General features: G+C 70.5%; 16 protein-coding genes. 4 read left to right on the top strand and 12 right to left on the bottom strand.

The genetic code is table 11. From position 1 onward, the window contains the following. The first annotated feature begins 127 nt into the window (after positions 1-127). Positions 128-835, top strand: a complete 708-nt coding sequence (locus WH85_RS01445) for a GNAT family N-acetyltransferase (protein ID WP_045739789.1) — start codon at positions 128-130, stop codon at positions 833-835. A 70-nt stretch (positions 836-905) separates the two neighbouring features. On the opposite strand, the gene WH85_RS01440 is transcribed toward WH85_RS01445, so the two are convergent. After that, entirely contained in the window at positions 906-1238 is a 333-nt protein-coding gene (locus WH85_RS01440; protein ID WP_157410679.1) for a hypothetical protein, read from the bottom strand. A gap of 131 nt (positions 1239-1369) precedes the next feature. Beyond that, on the bottom strand, positions 1370-1648 hold the full coding sequence (locus tag WH85_RS01435; RefSeq protein ID WP_052720072.1) for a TetR family transcriptional regulator: 279 nt from the start codon (positions 1646-1648) through the stop codon (positions 1370-1372). Between the two features lie 92 nt (positions 1649-1740). On the opposite strand from WH85_RS01435, the gene WH85_RS01430 reads away from it, so the two are divergent. Together WH85_RS01430 and cspE are read left to right on the top strand one after the other, a co-directional pair. Beyond that, a complete protein-coding gene (locus WH85_RS01430) occupies positions 1741-2559 on the top strand; it encodes an SDR family oxidoreductase (RefSeq protein ID WP_083448711.1) in 819 nt (272 codons plus the stop codon). A 295-nt stretch (positions 2560-2854) separates the two neighbouring features. Continuing rightward, on the top strand, positions 2855-3058 hold the full coding sequence (gene cspE / locus WH85_RS01425) for a transcription antiterminator/RNA stability regulator CspE (RefSeq protein ID WP_045739787.1): 204 nt from the start codon (positions 2855-2857) through the stop codon (positions 3056-3058). A gap of 34 nt (positions 3059-3092) precedes the next feature. Here the strand turns inward: cspE and WH85_RS01420 are convergent, their stop codons facing one another. Further along, a complete protein-coding gene (locus tag WH85_RS01420) occupies positions 3093-4517 on the bottom strand; it encodes an APC family permease (RefSeq protein WP_083448710.1) in 1425 nt (474 codons plus the stop codon). Positions 4518-4588: 71 nt separating this feature from the next. Here WH85_RS01420 and WH85_RS01415 point away from each other — a divergent pair, with 71 nt between their 5' ends. After that, on the top strand, positions 4589-5566 hold the full coding sequence (locus WH85_RS01415) for a DJ-1/PfpI family protein (RefSeq protein ID WP_045739786.1): 978 nt from the start codon (positions 4589-4591) through the stop codon (positions 5564-5566). Between the two features lie 128 nt (positions 5567-5694). Here the strand turns inward: WH85_RS01415 and WH85_RS01410 are convergent, their stop codons facing one another. From WH85_RS01410 to WH85_RS01370, 9 genes are all read right to left on the bottom strand, one after another. Further along, on the bottom strand, positions 5695-7743 hold the full coding sequence (locus WH85_RS01410; RefSeq protein WP_052720071.1) for a PQQ-dependent sugar dehydrogenase: 2049 nt from the start codon (positions 7741-7743) through the stop codon (positions 5695-5697). A gap of 1 nt (position 7744) precedes the next feature. Next, positions 7745-8650 (bottom strand): sugar phosphate isomerase/epimerase family protein, encoded by a 906-nt coding sequence (locus WH85_RS01405; RefSeq protein ID WP_045739945.1) that lies wholly within the window; start codon positions 8648-8650, stop codon positions 7745-7747. 172 nt (positions 8651-8822) lie between these two features. After that, positions 8823-9830, bottom strand: coding sequence for a sugar phosphate isomerase/epimerase family protein (locus WH85_RS01400; protein ID WP_045739944.1), 1008 nt, complete (start codon positions 9828-9830; stop codon positions 8823-8825). A gap of 114 nt (positions 9831-9944) precedes the next feature. Then, entirely contained in the window at positions 9945-11078 is a 1134-nt protein-coding gene (locus WH85_RS01395) for a Gfo/Idh/MocA family protein (RefSeq protein WP_211275257.1), read from the bottom strand. 57 nt (positions 11079-11135) lie between these two features. Further along, positions 11136-12203 (bottom strand): substrate-binding domain-containing protein, encoded by a 1068-nt coding sequence (locus WH85_RS01390; protein ID WP_045739784.1) that lies wholly within the window; start codon positions 12201-12203, stop codon positions 11136-11138. A gap of 70 nt (positions 12204-12273) precedes the next feature. Next, a complete protein-coding gene (locus tag WH85_RS01385; RefSeq protein WP_245673788.1) occupies positions 12274-13281 on the bottom strand; it encodes an ABC transporter permease in 1008 nt (335 codons plus the stop codon). 11 nt (positions 13282-13292) lie between these two features. After that, entirely contained in the window at positions 13293-14816 is a 1524-nt protein-coding gene (locus tag WH85_RS01380) for a sugar ABC transporter ATP-binding protein (protein ID WP_045739783.1), read from the bottom strand. Next, on the bottom strand, positions 14813-15994 hold the full coding sequence (locus WH85_RS01375; protein WP_425394605.1) for an ROK family transcriptional regulator: 1182 nt from the start codon (positions 15992-15994) through the stop codon (positions 14813-14815). Before WH85_RS01375 ends, WH85_RS01380 begins: the two co-directional genes overlap by 4 nt. Before the next feature lie 131 nt (positions 15995-16125). Continuing rightward, positions 16126-17361 (bottom strand): prolyl oligopeptidase family serine peptidase, encoded by a 1236-nt coding sequence (locus tag WH85_RS01370; RefSeq protein WP_045739781.1) that lies wholly within the window; start codon positions 17359-17361, stop codon positions 16126-16128. Positions 17362-17637: the final 276 nt, after the last annotated feature.

Genomic DNA, 17637 nt, shown 5'->3' with positions numbered 1-17637 from the left:
CCTCGCGGTCGAGAACCACGGATGGACGCCGGCACCGGCCCCCGGCCGTCGGTGACCGCTTCTGACCTGTCGTCTGAGCACCCGGCGAACGAAGACTGCCAGGTGTTCGAACGACGGAGGGAAACAGTTGACCACCATCACCGACTTCACCGTGCTGGACGACCCGGTCGGTAGCTCTCTTCGCGGCCCCCACGCCGCGCTGGCCGACACGGCGGGATCCGCAGTCCGCTACCCGGACGACATCGCGCCGTTCGGCGCCCTCGACGACACCGGCGATCCGGCCGCCTGGGCCGGGCTGGCCGCGCTCACCACCCCCGGCACGGAGACACTGCTCCTCGACCGGCTGACGGCACCGCCCGCCGGCTGGACCCGTACCGGCACCCTGCACGGCATCCAGTACACCGGCGCCGGCATGCGGACCGAACCGGATCCCGAAGCGGTCCCCCTCGGCCCCGCGGACGTGCCCGACATCCTCGATCTGGTCGCCCGGACCAGGCCCGGGCCGTTCCGTGACCGCACCATCGCACTCGGCTCCTACCTCGGCATCCGCCGGGACGGTCGCCTGGTAGCCATGGCCGGTGAACGGTTCCGGCCACCGGGGTACACCGAGATCAGCGCGGTCTGCACCGATCCCGCGGTCCGGGGACAGGGCTTGGCGGCGCGGCTGGTCCGGGCAGTCGCGCACGGCATCCGCAGCCGGGGCGAGATTCCCTTCCTGCACGTCATCGACGGCAACACCGCGGCGATCCGGCTCTACGAATCGATGGGTTTCGACGTTCGCACCCATGTGCGTTTCGTCGCCCTCCGCTCGCCGCGGGTGGCGCCGCGGTCCTGACGACCTCGGCCACGACGGTGTGGATCGCCCGCCGGGGCGGCCCGGCCACACGGTCATGGCTCGGCCGTGATCAAGGGAGATCCTCCAACACCGCACGGTGTGTCGCGAGGGCAGCGGCGATGCTGCCGAACAGCGCGGCATGCCGAGGCTCGGCCGACATGCAGGCGCCGACCGCCTCCGCCGCCCCTGCCGTCTCCTCTCGCAGCAGGCCCGCCACCACCACGGCATCGCTGTCATCACGGATCTCGGCAGCGATGGCCGTGGCCAGTTCCGCCGCGTGGGCGCGATGATTGTCCCGCAGGCCCGTCAGCAGACCCGCCAGGTGCGGCCGGTCGCTGATGATCCGTGTGTAGCGGCCGTCCATCGCACGGCTGTGATCCAGTTGCCGCCACAGGTCACTCATGAACACTCCTTCGGGTGCGGAGCGATCACCGATCGTGTTCGCCGAGTACCGCACCGGCCCATCACCGCTGCCAGGCTGGGCGACGGCGAGGGCCACCCGCGAGCCCACCGGTGCCCATGGGACGTCCCGGCTCAGGCGAACGAACGGAGCATGTGTGTGACGTAGCGGCGCGAGGCGACGGCGGGATCCGTCCCCGCGGCCGCCACCACACCCCTGTTCCCCGCGATCAGCAGCCGGAAGTCGGCGACGGTCAGGTCGTCGCGTGTGGGGAACCGCCGGCGCAGGGTGGCGACGGAGAGCCGTGCGCGGCGGGCGACCCGGATCATCGGCGCGTCCTCGCCCACCTCGGAGAACACCGCGCGAGCGGCGGCCAGGATCCGGACCCGGTTCTCCTCGGCATCCCAGCGCATCCGCGAAGCCTACGACAGCGACTGCCACCACCCGGCCCGGGATCCGCTCACATGATCACGAGAGACGGCTCCACCGGTGACCATGGTTTCTCGTGACAGCGACATACCTCGTGACAGGGGCCTCCAGCGGCATCGGCCGGGCAACCGTTCTCCGGCTCGCCGCCCGCGGCCATGACGTGCTCGCCGGCGTGCGCCGCACCGCCGACGCCCCGGACCATCCCCGCGTACGCCCCCTGCTGCTGGACGTCACCGACCCGGCGCAGCTGGCCGACGCGTCCGCCCGCGTCGGCCGCCTCGACGGGTTGGTCAACAATGCGGGTGTCACCTTCGTGGGCCCGCTGGAGCATCTCCCCCTCGACCGCCTGCGGACCCAGCTGGACGTCAACGTCGTCGGGACAGTCGCGGTGACCCAGGCTTTCCTGCCCGCGATCCGGGCCGGGCACGGGCGCATCGTGATGATGAGTTCCTCCGCCGGGCGCGTGACGATCCCGCTGCACGGGGCGTACTGCGCGTCGAAGCAGGCCGTGGAGGCCGTCGCCGACGCCCTGCGCCAGGAGTTGCGGCCGTGGCGGATCCCGGTCGTCGTGATCGAGCCCGGCACGTTCAGGTCCCGCAACCGTGACGCCACCGAGGCCGCGGCGCTCGCGGACCGTACGGCTCTGGGGCGGGCCGCCGAGGAACGCTACGGCCCCACCATGGACGCGTTGCTGGCGACCAACCGGAAGGTCGAAGCCACCGCCGGCGACCCGGACCGCGTCGCCGCCGCCGTGGAGCGGGCTTTGACCGCGGCCCGGCCCCGAACCCGCTACCTGGTCGGCTCCCGTGCCCTCATCGTCACCTCCCGGCTGTTACCAGCGCGAACGATGGACTCGCTGCTGATCCGGAGCCTGGGGCTGGCCACCCGGGCGTGACGGGTGCTCCGGGCGAGCAGCGGACTCGCCCGGAGCACGTCCGGTCGGCGACGGGCCGGCCCTCGCGCCGGCCGAACCCGCTCGGACCGGCACCCCCATCGACGCGGGGCAACCGGCCGTGCTACGGTGATCTTGTTGCAGTTTTGATTTCCGTAGACGTTTTCGGCGCCTGTTGGGGTTATCTGAACCCAAGCAGGCGCTTTTCGTTTTTTAGTCGGTTCCGACGCGGGTGATCAACGCAGCGGCAAGCGAGTCCGCACAGTGCGGCCTCCAGCAGCCTGCGAAGGAGCAGACAATGGTTACAGGTACCGTGAAGTGGTTCAACGCTGACAAGGGCTTCGGCTTCATCGCCCCCGACGACGGCAGCGCCGACGTCTTCGCCCACTTCTCCGCGATCGCGTCGAGCGGCTACCGCAGCCTCGACGAGAACCAGAAGGTCGAGTTCGACGTCACCCAGGGCCAGAAGGGCCCGCAGGCGGAGAACATCCGCCCGCTCTGATCCACCGCCTTGCGATGACGGCGGCCCGGCTGATTCAGCCGGGCCGCCGTTTCGTGTCGGCCCTCGGCTGTTCGCACCGTGAACGCCTCGAGGTGAACCCGCACCACCCCCGCTGAGCAGAAGCGGAAGGGCGCGCCGAGCGGCCGCGGATCCGGTGACCAGTCCCGGACGCCGTGTCCACCGCGACGCCGGGTGCGACACGGCTGCGGTTGACGCGCAGATAGAGCAGAGCCCCACCGATCACCAACAGCGACCACAACAGGTAGACGCCGGTCACCGCGAGCAACGCCAGGACCACCACGCAGGCCGCGTAGGCGGTGGCTCGTCCCGCGCTGCCCTTCGGGAGCAGGCGCAGCGCGGCGAAGATGCCGACCGCGTACACCGTCACGAAGGAACCGGTGGTCAGCAGCACCAGCGGCTTCGCGCCGAACCCGGTCGCGACGACGATGCCCAGGGAGAGAAAGGAGAGCAGCGCGTTGACCCCGAGGCTGCGGCGCGGGACCTGGCCGGCCTGGCTGCCCCGCGACAGCCACGCCGGAAGTGCGCCGTCGCGACCGAGCGCCGAGCCGAGTTTGGCCACGCCGGCGTAGTAGGCGTTCATGGCGCCGAACGTGAGCAGCAGCGCGGCGACGGCGGCCAGGATCCTGGCGTTGCCACCGAGGCCCACGGCCATCAACTCGCCCAGCGGTGCGTCCGTCTCGGCGGCGCGCGGCCCGAGCACCGCGATGATGGCGAACGCCACCGACAGGTAGAGCAGGCCGATGATGAGGATGGCCGCGGCGGTGGCGCGGGGGACGTCCTTGCGCGGGTGGCGGAACTCGGCGGTCAGGTGGGTGATCGTCTCCCAGCCGACGAAGCTCCACACCAGCAGGGCGGCGGCGGTCGGCACGGCACCCCAGCCGTGCGGGGCGAACGGCCGCAGGTTGGCGGTGTTCGCGTCGGGTATCGCCACCACCACGGCGACGATCAGGAAGGTGACCAGCAGGACGGCGGCGGCGAGCTGCACCTTGCCGGCCGGCTGGACGCCGAACGCGTTGGTGGCGGTGACGACGACCATCAGCAGGAATGCGGCGATCGCGGTCGTCGTGGCGCCGCCACCGAGCGCGGCGGACACGTAGGCCCCGCCGAACAGGGCCGCGGCGGCCGCGCCGGGCGGCACGGCGAGGTAGAAACACCAGCCCACGACGGCTGCGGCGCGATGGCCGAAGGCCAGGCGTGCGTACGTCGACACGCCGCCCGCGTCGGGGTGGCGGGCGCCGAGGGCGGCGAAGGTGAAGGCGAGCGGCGCGGATGCGACCACCAGCAGGAGCCAGGCGAGCAGCGACGCGGGCCCGGCGGCTTCGGCGGCGAGAGCGGGGAGTGCGATGACCCCGGTGCCGAGCACCGCGCCGACGTACAGTGCGGTGCCCTGGATGGTGTTCAGGCGGCCGCCGGGCGACTGGGCAGTTGATTCGCTCATGGCGCCTACTCTCGTCAGGTCGATCCATCGTGGATAGTGGCAGAAACGTCGGGATGCGCTAGATTCCTGCCATGGCGCCTCATGTGGTGGCGGTCGCCGTGACCGACGGCATGCCGATCTTCGAGTTGTCGGTGCCGGTCGAGGTGTTCGGCAACGACCGCAGCGACATCGCCTCCCCCTGGTACGACCTGCGCCTGTGCGCCGCCGAGCCGGGTCCGCTGAGGACTGCCGGCGGGCTGGCGGTGAGCCCCGCATACGGGCTCGAGGATCTGGTGGCCGCCGACACGGTGCTGGTGCCGGCGTGCACCCGTCCGAAACAGATCGACCCGCCGGCCGCGCTGGTCGACGCGGTCCGCAGGGCCCACGCGGCGGGCAGGCGCATCGTGTCGATCTGCACCGGCGCATACGTGCTGGCCGCGGCCGGTGTGCTCGACGGCCGCCGGGCCACCACGCACTGGCTGAACGCCCACGACCTGGCGTACCGCTATCCGGCCGTGACCGTCGACGCGCGGGTGCTCTACGTGGACGAGGGGTCGGTGCTCACCTCAGCCGGCACGGCCGCGGCGATCGATCTCTGCCTGCACCTGGTCAGGCGTGACCACGGCGCGGCGGCGGCCAACGAGACCGCCCGCCGGATGGTCGTGCCGCCGCACCGCGAGGGCGGTCAGGCACAGTTCGTGCAGCCCACGATCCGGGCCGACGAGCGTGGTGACCTGGGGCTGGTGCTGGCCTGGGCCCGCGAGCGGCTGGACCAGCCGCTCGCGGTGGCCGACCTGGCCGGCCGGGCGCACATGAGCGCCCGCACGTTCGCCCGCAGGTTCCGCGACGAGCTGGGCGTCACCCCCCTGCAGTGGCTGCTCGAGCAGCGGGTGCGGCTGGCGCAGGAGCTGCTCGAGACCACCGACGACACGGTGGAGCAGATCGCCCGTCGGGCGGGCTTCGGCACCAGCGCCGGCCTGCGCCAGCACTTCGGGCGGATCATCAGTGTGTCGCCCCAGTCCTACCGGCACGTGTTCCGGCATCGGGCCCGCACCGCCGCAACCGGCTGACCGGTCCGGACAGTCACCGACGCGGAAGCCATGCCGGCGGGCCCGGGTCAGCCGGGCAGGCGCCGAGCAGCAGCGCCTCGGCCGGGCAGACCCGGGCGAACTCGGCCAGGTGCAGGCTTTCGTTCTCCTCAGTCGCCGGTGGGCGCCAGAACGACCTGGGCGGAACCGGTCTGGCCCTGGGCGTCGGTGTACTCGGCGACGAACACCGCGTTCAGGCCCTCCGCGCCCTCGTGACCGGGGTCGACGAAGGTGGTGATCGAGCCGGTGCAGCCGGACGCGGTGGACAGCGGGTGGCCGTGCTGGTCGTGGCCGAGGATGTAGGTCACCTCGACGTTCGCGCAGTTCACCGGGGCGTCGTCGACCACGTTCACCGCGAAGGCGACGGTGTCGCCGAAGGCGAAGTCCTGCCCGGCGACCGGCGTCACGAACGACACCGTGGGCGCCACCGGTCCGACGTGCAGCAGGAACTCCGCGGAGGCGGACCGGCCGGTGGAGTCGGTGACCTTCAGGGTGGCCCGGTAGTCACCGTTCTCGAGGTACGTGTACGACGGGTTCGGCTGCCGGGAGTCGACCCGGCCGTCGGCGTCGAAGTCCCACGCGTACCGCAGCCGGTCGCCGTCCGGATCGACGGTTCCCGCGCTGGAGAAGTCGACGGTGAACGGTGCCGATCCGACCGTCGGACTGCCGCTTGTCCTCACGATAGGGGTCTTGTTCTTCGGCGCGTGATCGACCCGGGCCAACTGCGCCTCGGGATTCTCGGCGAAGTATCCGTCGCCGTATTCCAGAACGTACAGGGCGCCGTCCGGACCGAATTCCAGGTCCATCGGGTTGTCGAAGACGATCGACGGCAGCACCGACGCGATGTCGGTGACCCGGTTGCGGCGGTCCAGGCTGAACGCCTTGATGTAGTCGCGGGTCCACTCGTAGAACAGCGGCTTGCCGGCGAAGTCGGCCGGCCACCGGAACGGCGACTTGTTGCGTTTGTCGAAGTGGTAGGCCGGCCCACCCATCGGGCCGACGCCACCGGCGCCCAGCTCGGGGAACTCCGCGCCGGCCCCGAAGTTGTAGACGACCTCGACCTTCTCCACCGGCGGCAGTCGGCGCAGCCCGGTGTTGTTGGGCGAGTCGTTGACCGGGTTCGCGCAGTCGAACGGCGCGCCCGAGGTGCCGGTGGCGAAGTCGTAGTCGATGTACGGCAGGTCCGGCGACACGCAGTACGGCCAGCCGTAGTTGGCGGGTTTGTCGACGGCCATCCAGCGGCCGTGCCCGACCGGTCCGCGCGCCGGATCGGGTTCCTTGGCGTCGGGTGAGTAGTCGGCCAGGTAGACCACGCCGGTCTTGTCGTCGACGTCGAAGCGGAACGGGTTGCGCAGACCCATCGCGTAGATCTCCGGGCGGGTCTTCGCGGTGCCCTTGCGGAACAGGTTGCCGCTCGGGACCGTGTACGAGCCGTTCGGCTTGACCGTGATCCGCAGCAGCTTGCCACGCAGGTCGTCGGTGTTGGCCGAGCTGCGCTGGGCGTCGAACGCCGGGTTGCGCCCGGGGCTCTCGTCGATCGGGGTGTAGCCGCCGGAGAAGAACGGGTTGGTGTCGTCCCCGGTGGACAGGTACAGGTTGCCGTCGCCGTCGAAATCGATCTTGCCGCCGACGTGGCAGCAGATGCCCCGGTCGACCGGAACCTGCAGGATCTTCTGCTCGCTGCCGAGCGCGAGGGTGTTGCCGCGCAGCTTGAACCGGGACAGCTGCAGGTGCCCCTTGTACGGGGCGAAGTCGGCTGCGGTGCCGTCGAACGGTGCGTCACCCTCGTTGACCGGGGTGTCCGGGTTGTCGGCCGGGGTGTTCAGGACCGGACTGTAATAGACGTACACCCACTGGTTCTTCGCGAAGTCGGGGTCGACGGCGATGCCCTGGACCCCCTCCTCGTCGTGCAGGTAGACGGGGATGGTCGCGGCGAGCACGTTACGGCCGGTGCTGGGCTCGTGGATGCGGACCTGGCCCTTGCGGGCGGTGTGCAGCACCCGGCCGTCGGGCAGCACGGCCAGGGCCATCGGCTCGCCCGGGAAGTCGTCGAGGGTCACCTTCTGGAAGTCGCTGTCCGGCGGCGGGGCGGCATGCACCGGGCTGGGCACGGCCGGCACGAGCAGGGCGGCGGCACCGGCCGCGAGAAGTCCACGCATGTCAGAACCTCAGTCCGGCGAGGTACCGGTAGCCGGCCCGGGCGGTGTCCAGCGCCTGGGCCGGGGTGCGGGGCGGGCTGCCCGCGTCGTCGCGCTCCACGATGTACTCGACCAGGCCGGCGTCGGCGGCCCGCCGGAAGATCCGCTCGAAGTCGATCAGCCCGGTGCCGGGGTCGGCGAAGCCGCTGGTCACGTCCATGTCCTTGACGTGCACCTGCTTGATCCGCCGGCGGTGGCGCTCGATCAGGTCGACCGGGTCGGCGGCGCCGCGCCACGCCCAATACAGATCCACTTCCAGGTGTACGAGTTTCGCATCGGTCTCGCTCGTGAGGATGTCGAACCCGGTCCGGCTGGTGCCGTTCTGGCGGACGAACTCGTTCTGGTGGTTGTGGTACCCGAAGCTGAGACCGGCGCGGCGGGCCAGTTCACCGGCCTTGTCGAGGTCCGCGGCGAAGGCCCGGTAGACGGCGGCGTCGCGGACCGGCCCGTTCGCGCCGGCGCCGAAGTACGGGTGGACGATGAACTCGTTGCCGACGATCGCGGCGTCCTCGAGGGTGCGCTTCCAGGTGTCGGCGTTCCACGGCTGCGGGATGCCGGCGTGCCCGGAGGTGGCTTTCAGGCCGGCGTTGTCGAGGGCGGCCCGGAACTGGGCGGCGGTGCGCCCGACGAACCCGGCGTGCTCGACCCGCCGGTACCCGATCGCGGCCAGCTCGGTGAAGGTGGTCTCCAGGTTGACGGCGAGCTGGTTGCGCAGCGTGTAGAGCTGCACGCTGATCTGTTCGCGGGGTACCCGGTGGGCGGTTCCGGGCTGCGATCCGGCACCGGCGAACGCGGGCGTGCCGAGGGCGGTGGACGCGCCGGCGGCGGCGGCAACGCCGAAGAGATGACGTCGGCTGATTTCAGGCATGGTCGATGTGCCTCCGGTTTCGGTGATGAACGCGGATGACCGCGGCACCCCCGCGGTCGGCAACTTTTCACGCAGAACGACGTTCTTTCCGGACGTTACATTGCATTCACGTTCGTCACTAGTAGGACATCTTTATGAAACACTTGAACTTCCGCGCGATCTGAGAAAAGCCTTAACGGTTCGACGAGAACGCCGCATCGAACGCCGACGATGGCGCGTCGAACGCCAGCCCGCGGACGAACCGCAACGCCTCCGGCGCGCCGACGAGCCGGTCCATGCCCGCGTCCTCCCACTCGATCGACAGTGGACCGTCGTAGCCGATCGTGTTCAACGCCCGGAAACAGTCCTCCCACGGCACGTCGCCGTGACCGGTCGAGACGAAGTCCCAGCCCCGCCGCAGGTCCGCCCACGGCAGGTGCGAGGCCATCCGGCCGCGGCGCCCGTCACCGGTGCGCACCTTCGCGTCCTTGCAGTCCACGTGATAGATCCGGTCGGCGAAGTCGAGGATGAAATTCACCGGATCCAGGTCCTGCCACACGAAGTGCGACGGGTCCCAGTTCAGGCCGAACTCCGGCCGGTGCCCGATCGCCTCCAGGGTCCGCTTCGTCGTCCAGTAGTCGTAGGCGATCTCGCTCGGGTGCACCTCGTGCGCGAACCGGACCCCCACCTCGGCGAACACGTCCAGAATCGGGTTCCAGCGGTCGGCGAAGTCGGCGTACCCCCGTTCGATCATCGACGGCGGGACCGGCGGGAACATGGCCACGGTGTGCCAGATCGACGACCCGGTGAACCCGACGACGGTGTTCACCCCGAGTTTCGCGGCCGCCCGGGCGGTGTCCCTGATCTCGTCGGCGGCCCGTCGGCGTACCCCCTCGGGCTCGCCGTCGCCCCAGATCCGGGCCGGCAGGATGTCCCGGTGCCGCTCGTCGATCGGATGGTCGCAGACCGCCTGGCCGACCAGGTGGTTGCTGATCGCGTACACCCGCAGGTCGTACTCGGCGAGCTGCTCGCGTTTGCGGTCGACGTACCCGTCGTCGGCGAGCGCCCTGTCGACCTCGAAGTGATCACCCCAGCAGGCGATCTCCAGACCGTCGTAGCCCCACTCGGAGGCCAGCCGGCACACCTGGTCGAACGGCAGATCGGCCCACTGGCCGGTGAACAGGGTGATCGGTCGTGCCACTCTCATCAGCTCCTTCGGCTTCCGGACGGTTCCCACAGCAGGGCCTTCACCTCGGTCGCGGGGGACTCACCGGGACATCGAGCCTTCGCACTCGCGGGCGGCGACAGACGGCGGTCAGACGGCGATCCCGGTCAGCGCCGGTTCCACCTCCGACCAGGAACCCAGGGCGGCGGACCGCTCGACGGCGTCCAGCACCAGCTGCACCTGGAGCGCGTCGGCGAACGACGGTGTGATCGGGCCGCCGGTGGCGATCGCCTCGATCAGGTCGCGAGCCTGGTGGGTGAAGGAGTGCTCGTACCCGATGAGGTGGCCGGGCGGCCACCAGGCGGCGACGTACGGATGGTCCGGTTCGGTGACCAGGATCCGGCTGAAGCCCTGCTCGTCCGAGGGGAGGGCGGCGTCGTAGAACTCCAGTTCGTTCATCCGCTCGAAGTCGAAGACCACCGAGCCCCGCGAACCGTTGATCTCCACCCGGAGACCGTTCTTGCGGCCGGTGGCGAACCGGGTGGCCTCGTAGGTGGCGATGGCGCCACCGTCGAGGCGGGCCACGAACAGCGCGGCGTCGTCGACGGTGACCGTGCCCAGCCCGCCGGCCGCCTGCGGGCGCTCCTTGACGAACGTCTCGGTCAGCGCGCTGACTCCGGTGATACGCCGGCCGGTGACGTACTGGGTGAGGTCGATGATGTGCGCGCCGATGTCACCCAGCGCGCCGGAGCCCGCCCTGTCCTTCTGCAGCCGCCAGACCAGCGGGAACTGCGGGTCGGTGATCCAGTCCTGCAGGTAGACCGCGCGGACGTGCCGGATCTCGCCGAGTCTGCCGTCGGCGATCAGCCGGCGCATCAGGGCGACGGCGGGCACCCGCCGGTAGTTGAACCCGCACATCGCCCGGACGCCGACGGCCGCCGCACGGGCCGCCGACGCGGCCATCGCACGTGCCTCGTCGATCGTGTTCGCGAGGGGTTTCTCGCAGAGGACGTGCTTGCCCGCGGCCAGGGCCGCGATGGCGATCTCGGCGTGACTGTCGCCGGGGGTGCAGACGTCGATCAGGTCGATGTCGTCCCGGGCGATCAGCGACCGCCAGTCGGTGGTGTGCTCCTGCCAGCCGAGCTGGGCGGCCGCCGCGGCGACCTTGCCCGGATCCCGGCCGCTGACCGCCGTCATCCGGGCATGCAGCGGCAGGTCGAAGACGCGGTTCACGGTGCGCCACGCCTGTGAGTGCGCCGTGCCCATGAACGCGTAGCCGACCATGCCGATGCGCAGGTCCGTGGTCTGCGTGGACAAGATGGGTCTCCCCCTCCGGTGCGGTCAGAAACCGAGCTTCAGGTACGCGCTCGCGTTGTCCTTGGTGACGGTCTCCGAGGCCAGCACGATCTCCTTGGGCACCTGGAGTTCGACCAGGTCGCCGAGGCCCCTCCCTTGCCCGATCAGCCGGGCCAGGGAGATCGCCGAGGACGCCATCGACGGGCTGTAGGTGACCGTCGCCTTCAACGGCGAGTCGTCGGCCTGGATCGACTCGATCGCCTTCTTCGAGCCGGCGCCACCCACCATGATCATCTCTTTGCGGCCGGCCTGGCTCAGTGCCGCCAGCACACCCACGCCCTGGTCGTCGTCGTGATTCCAGAGCGCGTCCATCCTCGGCAACGCCTGCAGCAGCTGGGACGCCTCCTGCTGACCGGAGTCCACGGTGAACCGGGCGGCCCGCCGGTTGGCGACCTCGAATCCGGCGGCGGCCAGGGTGTCGGTGAACCCCTTCGACCGGGTCTGGGTCAGCTCCAGTTCGTCCATCCCGGCGATCTCCCCGATGATCGGGGCGGCCACGCCCTTCGCCTTCATCTGCGCGATGACGTAGTCGGCGGCGGCCACCCCCATGCCGTAGTTGTCGCCGAGGATCTGGGTGCGGTAGGCGCGGGCGCTGGGGAAGGCCCGGTCCAGGTTCACCACCGGGATCCCGGCGGCCATCGCCTCCAGGCCGAACGCGTTGAGCTCCTTGCCGTCGTGCGGCAGCAGGACGATCACGTTCGGCTTCTGCCCGAGCAGGGTGGCCAGGGCGGCCCGCTGGGTGGCGGCGTCCGAACCCGACTCGACGGCCTTGAGTTCCACATCCGGGTACGCCTGCGCCTGCGCCTTCGCGTTCGCGTTCGTGATGATCGCGCCGAGCCAGCCGTGGTCGGCGGCCGGGGCGGAGAACCCGATCACGACCTCGGTGCCAGGCGCGGCGTTGCCACCGGCCGCCTCGGACCCGCCGGTCTTGATCTGGGCGTCGTTCGGCTCGGCCTCGTTGCTGGTGCACGCGGTGAGAAGGGTTCCCGCGCCGAGTGCGGCCCCGCCGAGCAACAGGCGGCGCCGCGACAGGTCGCGACTGCTCTGAGTCATCTTTTCTCCCGATATATCGGTATGGATGGAGCGAGAGAAGGGCGCACGGGACCCGGCGGCCGGCCGGAACTCAGTTCCTGATGCGGCCGAGAAGCCGGGTGACGGCGTCGAACCGGAACTGCTGAACCAGGACGGCGGCGATGATGATGCCGCCCTTGACCATGTTCTGGGCCTCGGTGGACAGCCCGTTGATGGCGAACAGGTTGGTGATGGTGGCGAAGATGATCACGCCGAGCAGCGAGCCGACGATGGTGCCCCGTCCGCCGCTCAACAGCGTCCCGCCGATGATGGCGGCGGCGATCGCGTCCAGCTCGTACAGGTTGGCCATGGCCGCCTGCGCCGAGGTGGCCTGCGAGGTCAACATGATGGCCGCCAGGCCGCAACAGAGCCCGCTCAGCCCGTACAGGAGCATGGTGTGTCTCTTGATGTCGATGCCCGCCAGACGCGCGGCCTCGGCATTGCCACCGACGGCGACCGTGCGCCGGCCGAACGTGGTGCGGTTGAGCAGCACCCATCCGGCCGCGGCGACCACCGCGAGGATGTAGACCAGCAGCGGGATACCGAGGATCTTGGTGCTGGCGATGCCGTTGATCACGGCGCTCTCGGAGATCTGGGTCTGCTTGCCGGAGATCTGCGCGGCCAGGCCGCGGGCCGCCACCAGCATCGCCAGGGTGGCGATGAAAGGCACCAGTTTTCCGTACGCGATGAGCAGCCCGTTGACGAGCCCGACGCCCAGTCCGACCGCCACCGCGGTGAAGATCATGCCGCCGGCGCCGAACGACTGGGTGGCGACGGTGGTGGCCCACACCCCGGCCAGGGCCACGATCGCCCCGACCGACAGATCGATGCCACCGCCGATGATCACGAAGGTCATGCCGACGGTGACCACGCCGATCACCGAGGCCAGTTGCAGAATGGAGAGGACGTTGTTCCAGACCCAGGTGGAGTCGCTGTAAAGCTGCGGCCGGGTGATCGCGCCGATCGCGATCAGCGCCGCCAGCACCCCGAGCAGCACCAGGTTTCGCGTGGTGTTCTCGCTGTTCTCGCCGGCCCATCGGCGTCTGACGTCGCTCTTCACCGCTGTGGCGGTCACGCGGGCGCCCCTTCCATGAGCGATCCCGCCATCACGAGATCGAGGACGGTGTCTTCGTCGAGTTCGCCGGCGGCCGCGGTGCGCACCAGCCGGCCCTCCCGCATCACCAGCACCCGGTCCGCCAGCCCGAGAACCTCCGGAACCTCGCTGGAGACCAGCAGCACGCCCACCCCGTCGGCGGCCAGATCCCGGATCACCCGGTACAGCTCCGCCCGGGCGCCGACGTCCACACCACGGGTCGGTTCGTCGAGGATCAGCAGGCGGGTGCCGCCGAGCAGCCACCGGCCGACGACCACCTTCTGCTGGTTACCGCCGGACAGCGTGCGCACCCGGCGGTCGACGTCGGCCGGCCGCAGGTCGAGCGACCTCGTCACCCGGCCGGCGGACTCGCGTTCGCGGCGGGCGCTGGTGAAACCGAACCGGGCCAGCCTGGTGAAGGTGGACAGGGTCACGTTGCGGTAGATCGGCTCGCCGAGCAGCAGCGCCTGGCTCTTGCGCTCCTCGGGGGCCATGCCCAGCCCGGCGCGGACGGCCGCGCCGACACTGCCCGGGGTCAGCCGGCGGCCGTCGACGGTGACCGTGCCCGCATCGGGACGGCGGGCGCCGTAGACGGTTTCGAGGAGTTCCGAACGGCCCGAGCCGACCAGACCGGCGATCCCGACGATCTCCCCGGCGGCGACGGTCAGCGAGACGCCGCTGAACTCGCCTCCGCGGCTCAGGTTCACCACCCGCAGCAGTTCCTTCTGCCCGGTCTTCTCCGGCGGCCGGGGCGGGAAGACGTACTCGATGGTGCGCCCGGTCATCCGGCTGACCAGCTCGGCGGTCGGGGTCTGCGCGGCCGGCAGCCCGGCGGCGGTGGTGCGGCCGTCCTTGAGGACGGTCACCCGGTCGCCGATGGTCCGGATCTCCTCCAGCCGGTGCGAGATGTAGACGACCGCGATGCCCTGGGCGGTCAGCTCCCGGATGATCCGGAACAGGTTCGCCACCTCGTCGTGGGCCAGGACCGCACTCGGCTCGTCCATGATCAGCAGCCGGGCGTCGTGCGACAGCGCGCGGGCCATGCTGACGATCTGCTTCGCGGCGGCCTGCAGCTTGTGCACCGGGCGGCGCGGCGGGATCTCACCGTGGCCGAGACGTCCGAGGATCTCCCGGGTACGCGCCGCGGCGTGCCCCCGGCGGACGAACCCGGCGCGGCGCGGCTCGTGCCCGAGGAACACGTTCTCGGCGACGGTCAGGTCCTCGACCAGGTCCAGCTCCTGGTAGATGGTGGCGATGCCGGCCTTCATCGCGGCCTGCGGGTTCGCGAAGGCGACCGGCTCACCGAGCCACTCGACGACTCCCTCGTCGGGGCGGTGGACGCCGGCCAGCACCTTGATCAGGGTGGATTTACCGGCGCCGTTCTGCCCGAGCAGACAGTGCACCTCCCCGGCCCGCACCTCCAGTTGGACACCGTCGAGTGCGCGTACCCCGGGAAAGGTCTTGACCAGGTCGGTAAGCCGCAGGACGACATCGGCTGTCATGACGCCTGCTCAAAAGCCACGTGGCTGGCCAGCACCGCAGCACCGGTGACTCCAGCACGCGAGCCCAGCTCGGAGAGCACGACCGGCAGGTTCCCGGTGGCCAGTGGCAGGGAGCGGCGGTAGACGGCGCTGCGGATCTCGGCCAGCAGCAGGTGACCGAGGTGGGCCAGCCCGCCGCCGATCACGATCATCGACGGGTTGGCGAAACTGACCAGCGAGGCGAGCACCGAGCCGAGCCGGTGCCCGCCGTCGCGGATCAGCCGGATGCAGGCCACGTCCCCCTCGGCGGCGCCGTCGGCGACGTCCCGGGCGGTGAGCACTCCGTTCGCCGCGAGCCGTTCAGCGAGCGCGGGCGAGGCGCCGGACCGGGCTGCGGCGGTCGCGTCGCGGGCCAGGCCCACACCGCTGAACACCGCCTCCAGACAACCGGTGTTGCCACAGGAACAGACCGGGCCCTGCGGGTCGACCTGAATGTGGCCGATGTCCCCGGCACAACCGTCGGTGCCCCGGTAGACGTCGCCGTGGAGATGGATGCCGCAGCCGATCCCGGTGCCGATCTTGATGAACAGGAAGTCGTCGACGCTGTGCGCCACTCCCCCGTGCCGCTCACCGATCGCCATGATGTTCACGTCGTTGTCCACCACCGCCGGACAACCGTGCTCCCGGGCCATCAGCTCGCGCACCGGAAACCGGTCCCAGCCCGGCATGATCGGCGGCGACACCGGCACACCGTCGCGGAAACTGACCGGCCCCGGCACCCCGATGCCGATGCCGTCGAGGCGTTCGTAGGCGCCGTCGATACGAGCCTTGGCGAGCAGTTCGTTGACCCGGTGCACGATGTTCTTCGGCCCGGACCGGATGTCGGCGGCCTCGGTGTACGCCGCGACGGGCTCGAGCCGGCCGTTGACGACCTCGACGTCGATGGAGCTGGCGCCCAGGTCGACGGCCGCGAACCGCAGACGCGGCTGCAACTCCACCAGGGTGGACCGCCGGCCCCCGCGAGAGGCGGCCATTCCGGCCTCAGCGACGTACCCGGCGCCGACGAGCCGTTCCACCTCGGCGAGGAGCCGCGGCCGGGTCAGCTCGAGGCGGTCCGCGAGCTCGGCCCGGGAGAGGGGCCCCTCGTCCCGGAGCATCTGCAGAAGTCGCAGGTAGGGCGGGTCGACTGAGATACGCACGCGCAACTCCTCAACGCTGAGTTACCGACCTGTTACGTGCGACACACAGTAGAAGCCATCGATCGACGTGTCCATGTCTTCATATGGATCAGCGTCAACTTTTGCCTAAGTATGCAAAAGATGGCCGCGCATCATTCGGAACGTTGCCTCGCCATCCACTGCCAGATGCGCTCACCGCCGACGCGCGGGTCGTTGCGGCCGACATAGATCCAGGACCAGTGACCGGGGAACCGGTAACCACCCCACTCGACGCGGTCGTAGAGGGACAGCCGCGACCCCGGGATCAGGTCGTGCGCGTGCACGGTGTTCGGCTCGGGCGCCACCGTGTCATCGTCACGAGAGGCCACCAGCCAGGTCGGGGTGCCGATCGCGGCCAGCTCCGCGTCGGTGATCATGCGAGGGCCACCCGGCTGGAACGCCTGAACCACACCGCAGATCGGCACCGACGACGCGAACAACTCCGGGTACACGGTGGTCACCTTGAGGCTCATGTAACCGCCGTTACTGCACCCGACCACGTGAATGCGACTGGCGTCGACCCGGTGGCGGCGCACCACCTCGTCGATGACCGCGCGGATCTGCGGGGCGAACCGGTCGCCGTCCTCGAGCCAGAAGGAGGTGCTCTGCGGGGCCACGACGTACGCGCCGCCGAACGCCCGCTGCCCCTCGGCGGTCACGAACCCGAGGGCGCCCCGGTTGGCCCGCAGTTGCGTCTCGTTGTCGTAGTAGTCCGGCAACGATGCACCCTCTCCCCCACCGTGCAGCCACACCACCAACGGGCGGGGGCGGGCGCTTCGTGCGGGCTCGTACAGCCGGTACTTCAAGCCGTCCCTGGAGGTGTGGTAGCCGAAAGCGTCCACTTCGGGATCGACCAGGTCACCCTGCACGAAGTCGTCGACGGTGACCGTCCGGCCGCCGCGCAGCCGCAGCGGCGCCAGCTGCGTGATCGTGTACTCCAGCACCAGCCGGACGTTGCGCCCGCGCAGCGCGGCCCAGCCCAGCGTCGCCCCACCCGCCTGACCCTCGGCATGGCCGAGTTCCAGCACGACGTCCCCGTGCCGGTCCAGCCGCGCGGCCGCCACGACCCGGTCCATGTCGTACGTTCCGAGCACCACATCGTCGGCACCCAGCGGACTCGTGGCCGTGGCGTGCACGGCGAAGGTCCCGCTGGTGAGCGTCGCCGGATCGATCCGCCCGAGCTTCGCGGTCGCCAACGTGACCGCGACGACCTGCTCCCCACCGTCGAGCGTCCGCGCCTCGAGCCGGAACCGGACGCTCGCCCGGCCGGCCCGCGCCGCCCGGGGAAGGGCAAAACCGGCGGCGACTCCCGCACCGGCAACCAGAACACCACGACGACTGACAGACATGCCCACCTCGTTTCGGAAACATTACACAGCTGTTTCATTGAAACTGGTCTATCACGATCGGGTGGCCCCCGGGGACCGCTACCCTCGACGTGATCCACACGGAGGTCGACTGAACATGCCTTTCGCTGACGAACTCATCGGCACACCGACCGCGAGGGCGCTCACCACCGCCATCGCGGCCAGTGCGCCAGGCAACGACCTCACGGCCCTGCGCGCCGCCACGGACCGGCTGGCCGAACTCAGCCTGCGGGAACGCGCCGACCTGCTCCGCGACGC

Source organism: Actinoplanes rectilineatus (assembly GCF_000962825.1).
In the GTDB taxonomy this organism is placed as follows: domain Bacteria; phylum Actinomycetota; class Actinomycetes; order Mycobacteriales; family Micromonosporaceae; genus Actinoplanes; species Actinoplanes rectilineatus.
The sequence above is the reverse complement of the archived record's forward strand: the minus strand, read 5'-3'. Positions and strand labels throughout refer to the sequence as shown.